At 63.1% G+C, this 3,411-nt stretch carries 4 protein-coding genes; all 4 read left to right on the top strand.

Features of this window, described 5'->3' with window-relative positions:
- Nucleotides 1–102: 102 nt before the first annotated feature.
- The 4 genes from ACP7A2_RS27025 to ACP7A2_RS27010 are packed head-to-tail and all read left to right on the top strand — an operon-like array spanning nt 103 to nt 3,305.
- A complete protein-coding gene (locus tag ACP7A2_RS27025; RefSeq protein WP_426136834.1) occupies nt 103–852 on the top strand; it encodes an SDR family NAD(P)-dependent oxidoreductase in 750 nt (249 codons plus the stop codon).
- 13 nt (nt 853–865) lie between these two features.
- Nucleotides 866–1,162, top strand: coding sequence for a hypothetical protein (locus ACP7A2_RS27020; RefSeq protein WP_375071081.1), 297 nt, complete (start codon nt 866–868; stop codon nt 1,160–1,162).
- A complete protein-coding gene (locus tag ACP7A2_RS27015; RefSeq protein WP_426136833.1) occupies nt 1,159–2,133 on the top strand; it encodes a CobW family GTP-binding protein in 975 nt (324 codons plus the stop codon). The genes ACP7A2_RS27020 and ACP7A2_RS27015 overlap by 4 nt, the downstream gene beginning before the upstream one ends.
- On the top strand, nt 2,130–3,305 hold the full coding sequence (locus tag ACP7A2_RS27010; RefSeq protein WP_426136832.1) for an ABC transporter substrate-binding protein: 1,176 nt from the start codon (nt 2,130–2,132) through the stop codon (nt 3,303–3,305). The genes ACP7A2_RS27015 and ACP7A2_RS27010 overlap by 4 nt, the downstream gene beginning before the upstream one ends.
- The last annotated feature ends 106 nt before the right edge of the window (nt 3,306–3,411 follow it).

Raw genomic sequence — 3,411 nt, 5'->3', positions numbered from 1 at the left:
CTGCGATGGCGGTGGGTCAGCTACCTATGTATCTACTGACCCACCGCCATCGCAGGCAAGCCAGCTCCCACAGGGAATGGTGTTTGTCGCTGGAGAATTTACATGCCTCAACTGACTAACCGCCGCGCCGTCATTACCGGCGCCGGCAGCGGAATCGGTGCCGCCATCGCCCGCGCTTACGCCACCGAAGGCGCACGCCTGCTGCTGGCTGACCGCAACGCCGCCAGCCTCGCCGAAACCGCGATCACCTGCCGCAACCTCGGCGCCGAGGTGTTCGAATGCCTGGCCGATGTCGGCACTGTCGAAGGCGCCCAGGCCAGCGTTGACCGCTGCGTCGAGCACTTCGGCGGCATCGACATCCTGGTCAACAATGCCGGCATGCTCACCCAGGCGCGCTGCGTCGATCTGACCCTCGAGATGTGGAACGACATGCTGCGCGTCGACCTCACCAGCGTGTTCGTCGCCAGCCAGCGCGCCCTGCCGCACATGCTCGCGCAGCGCTGGGGGCGGATCATCAATGTGGCCTCGCAACTGGGCATCAAGGGCGGTGCCGAGCTGACCCATTACGCCGCCGCCAAGGCCGGGGTGATCGGCTTTACCAAATCGTTGGCGCTGGAAGTCGCCAAAGACAATGTGCTGGTCAACGCCATTGCGCCCGGCCCGATCGAGACGCCGTTGGTGGAAGGCATCAGCGACGACTGGAAACGCGCCAAGGCCAGGGAACTGCCCCTGGGCCGCTTCGGCCTGGCAGATGAAGTGGCGCCCATCGCCGTCTTGTTGGCCAGTGAGCCGGGCGGCAACCTGTTTGTCGGCCAGACCCTTGGCCCGAACTCCGGCGATGTCATGCCATGAATGAGGTGTAGCCATGTGCGGACTCTGCGGGCTGCTCGGTGAAGACCTGCACTGGAGCGACCCCTTGGGCGATGAGCTGCCAAGGCGCCGCGAGCGCCTGCGCCGGATCGCGGCGATCAATCAGGTGCTGGCGGTGTTTCGGCTCAAGGTCGAAGATTTTCAGGGTGCGTCGTATCTATTGTTGGGCGCAACCGGCAAGCAAGCATTGGCAAGCGGTCTGGATCAGCTGTGGCAAGCGGCCGAAAGCATGCTCGGCCGCCCGCTGGACCCCCTCGACCCACGCCTGCTGGATCACCTGGAGTCATCATGAGCATCGCCCTTAATGTCATCACCGGCTTTCTCGGCAGTGGCAAGACCACCTTGCTCAAACGCCTGCTGCAGGGCGAAAGCCTGGGCGACACCGCGCTGCTGATCAACGAGTTCGGCGACGTCGGTATCGACCATCTGTTGGTGGAAGAAGTCGCGCCGGACACGGTGTTGCTGCCCAGCGGTTGCGTCTGTTGCTCGATTCGCGGTGAGTTGAAAGACGCGCTGCTTGGCCTGCTGCAACGCCGCGAGCGCGGCGAGATTCCGGCCTTCAAACGCGTGATCCTGGAGACCACCGGCCTCGCTGACCCGGCGCCCATCCTCGCCACTCTGAACAACGACGTGCAGTTGCGTGGGCGCTTTCATATTGGTCTGGTGATCACCTTGGTCGACGCCAGCCATGCCGCGCTGCAAGAGCGTCTGCACCCGGAGTGGCTGGCCCAGGTGGCCGCGGCGGATCGCCTGCTGTTGAGCAAGACCGACCTGCACGGCGAGTGCGATGCTCTGCGTGCGCACTTGCAGGCGCTCAACGCCGGTACGCCAATCCTCAATACCCATGACATTCACAGCGGCGACCAATTGCTGCTCGGCGAAGGCCTGCGCAGCGCCGAGCCGGCGGTGGAGGTCAGCCGCTGGCAACTGCATCAAGCCACCACCGCCACTCATGGCGCGGCGCAAGTGTGCTGCCTGACCTTTGACAAGCCGCTGGACTGGGTGGGGTTCGGGGTGTGGTTGTCGATGCTGCTAAGATGCCACGGCGAACGAATCCTTCGCGTCAAAGGACTGCTCAACGTGAACGCAAGCCTGGCCCCCATCGTCATTCATGGCGTGCAGCACTGCCTGCACGCACCGGTGCACTTGCCCGCCTGGCCGGGCACCGAGCGCCAGTCGCGCCTGGTGTTTATCCTGCGCGGCCTCGACCCGGCGTTGTTGCGACGCTCCTTTGACGTGTTCTCACGGCGGTTCTCGGCATGATCACCCTTCGCGTCCTCGGGACTTCCGTCACTTTGCTCGAAGCGTTGCGCGTGCGTGCCGAGCAAGAGCTGGGTATTCGCCTGGTGTACCAGGTGCACGATGTCGAACAGGCCCAGCGCATTGCGGTGATGCAGCCTGACAGCTACGACCTCTATGACCAGTGGTTTCACAACGTCGATTTCGTGTGGCCCGCGCGGGCGATTCAGCCTATCGACACGCGGCGCATTGCGCTGTGGCATGAGATCAACGACCTGCCCAAGCGTGGGCGCCTGTCGCCCAATGACCGTCTGGGCAGCGGCAGCGTGCCGAGCGAGCGCCTGTTTGTGCAGCACGATGGCAGCCTCGGCAGCACTGTCACTGAACGCATCAGCATGTTGCCCTTGACCCACAATGCGGACAGTTTTGCGTACCGCCCTGAGCGTTTGCCGGAAGGGTTCAGCCATGGCAATGAAAGCTGGGGCTGGTTGCTCGACCCGGCTTGGCGGGCACGCACCGCGTTGCAAAGTGATGCGGCGATTGGCGCGCTGGATGCCGCGCTGGCGGTGCAGGGCGCGGGGCTGGCGCAGTTCAAGGACATCGGCAATATGAGCATCGAGGAGATTGATGTGCTCGCCGACATTCTGGTGCGCAAGCAGAAGGAGGGGCACTTTGCGGCGTTCTGGTCGGATGATGAGGAGGCGGCGCAGTTGATGCTCAGCCCCAGCATCGACATTCAGAGTTTGTGGTCACCGACGTTGATGCGCTTGCACCGTGCGGGGGTGAAGTACCGGCTGGCGGTGCCGCGTGAGGGGTATCGCGCGTGGTTTGGTGGGTTGTCGTTGTCGCGGCATGCTCAGGGGCCTGTACTGGACGCGGCTTATGCTTATTTGAATTGGTGGTTGTCGGGGTGGCCTGGGGCGGTGATGGCTCGGCAGGGGTATTACATCGGGAACCCGGCGCGTACGCGGGACCATTTGAGCAGTGCTGAGTGGGATTATTGGTATGCCGGGATGGTTGCTCGGGAGGAATTGCCTGGCAGTGATGGGTTGCCGTTGATTGACGTCGGCGATGTGCGCGATGGGGGGTCTTATGAGCAGCGCATGGGGCACATTGCGGTGTGGAATTCGGTGATGGATGAGCATAATTATCTGGTGCGCAGGTGGGGGGATTTTATGCGGGCTCGGGGTGTTTGATTTGGGTGTATATCCGGGATTTGGGTGATGGCTGATATGGGTTCCGCTCTTACAGCGGGTCACTTTTGGCAAACGCCCGGAAGCCGGCCCAGCCAAAAGTAACCAA

The organism is Pseudomonas sp. PWP3-1b2 (assembly GCF_049896045.1).
GTDB lineage: Bacteria > Pseudomonadota > Gammaproteobacteria > Pseudomonadales > Pseudomonadaceae > Aquipseudomonas > Aquipseudomonas antarctica_B.
Note: the sequence above shows the minus strand (reverse complement) of the source record. Positions and strands in the feature narration are given on the sequence as shown.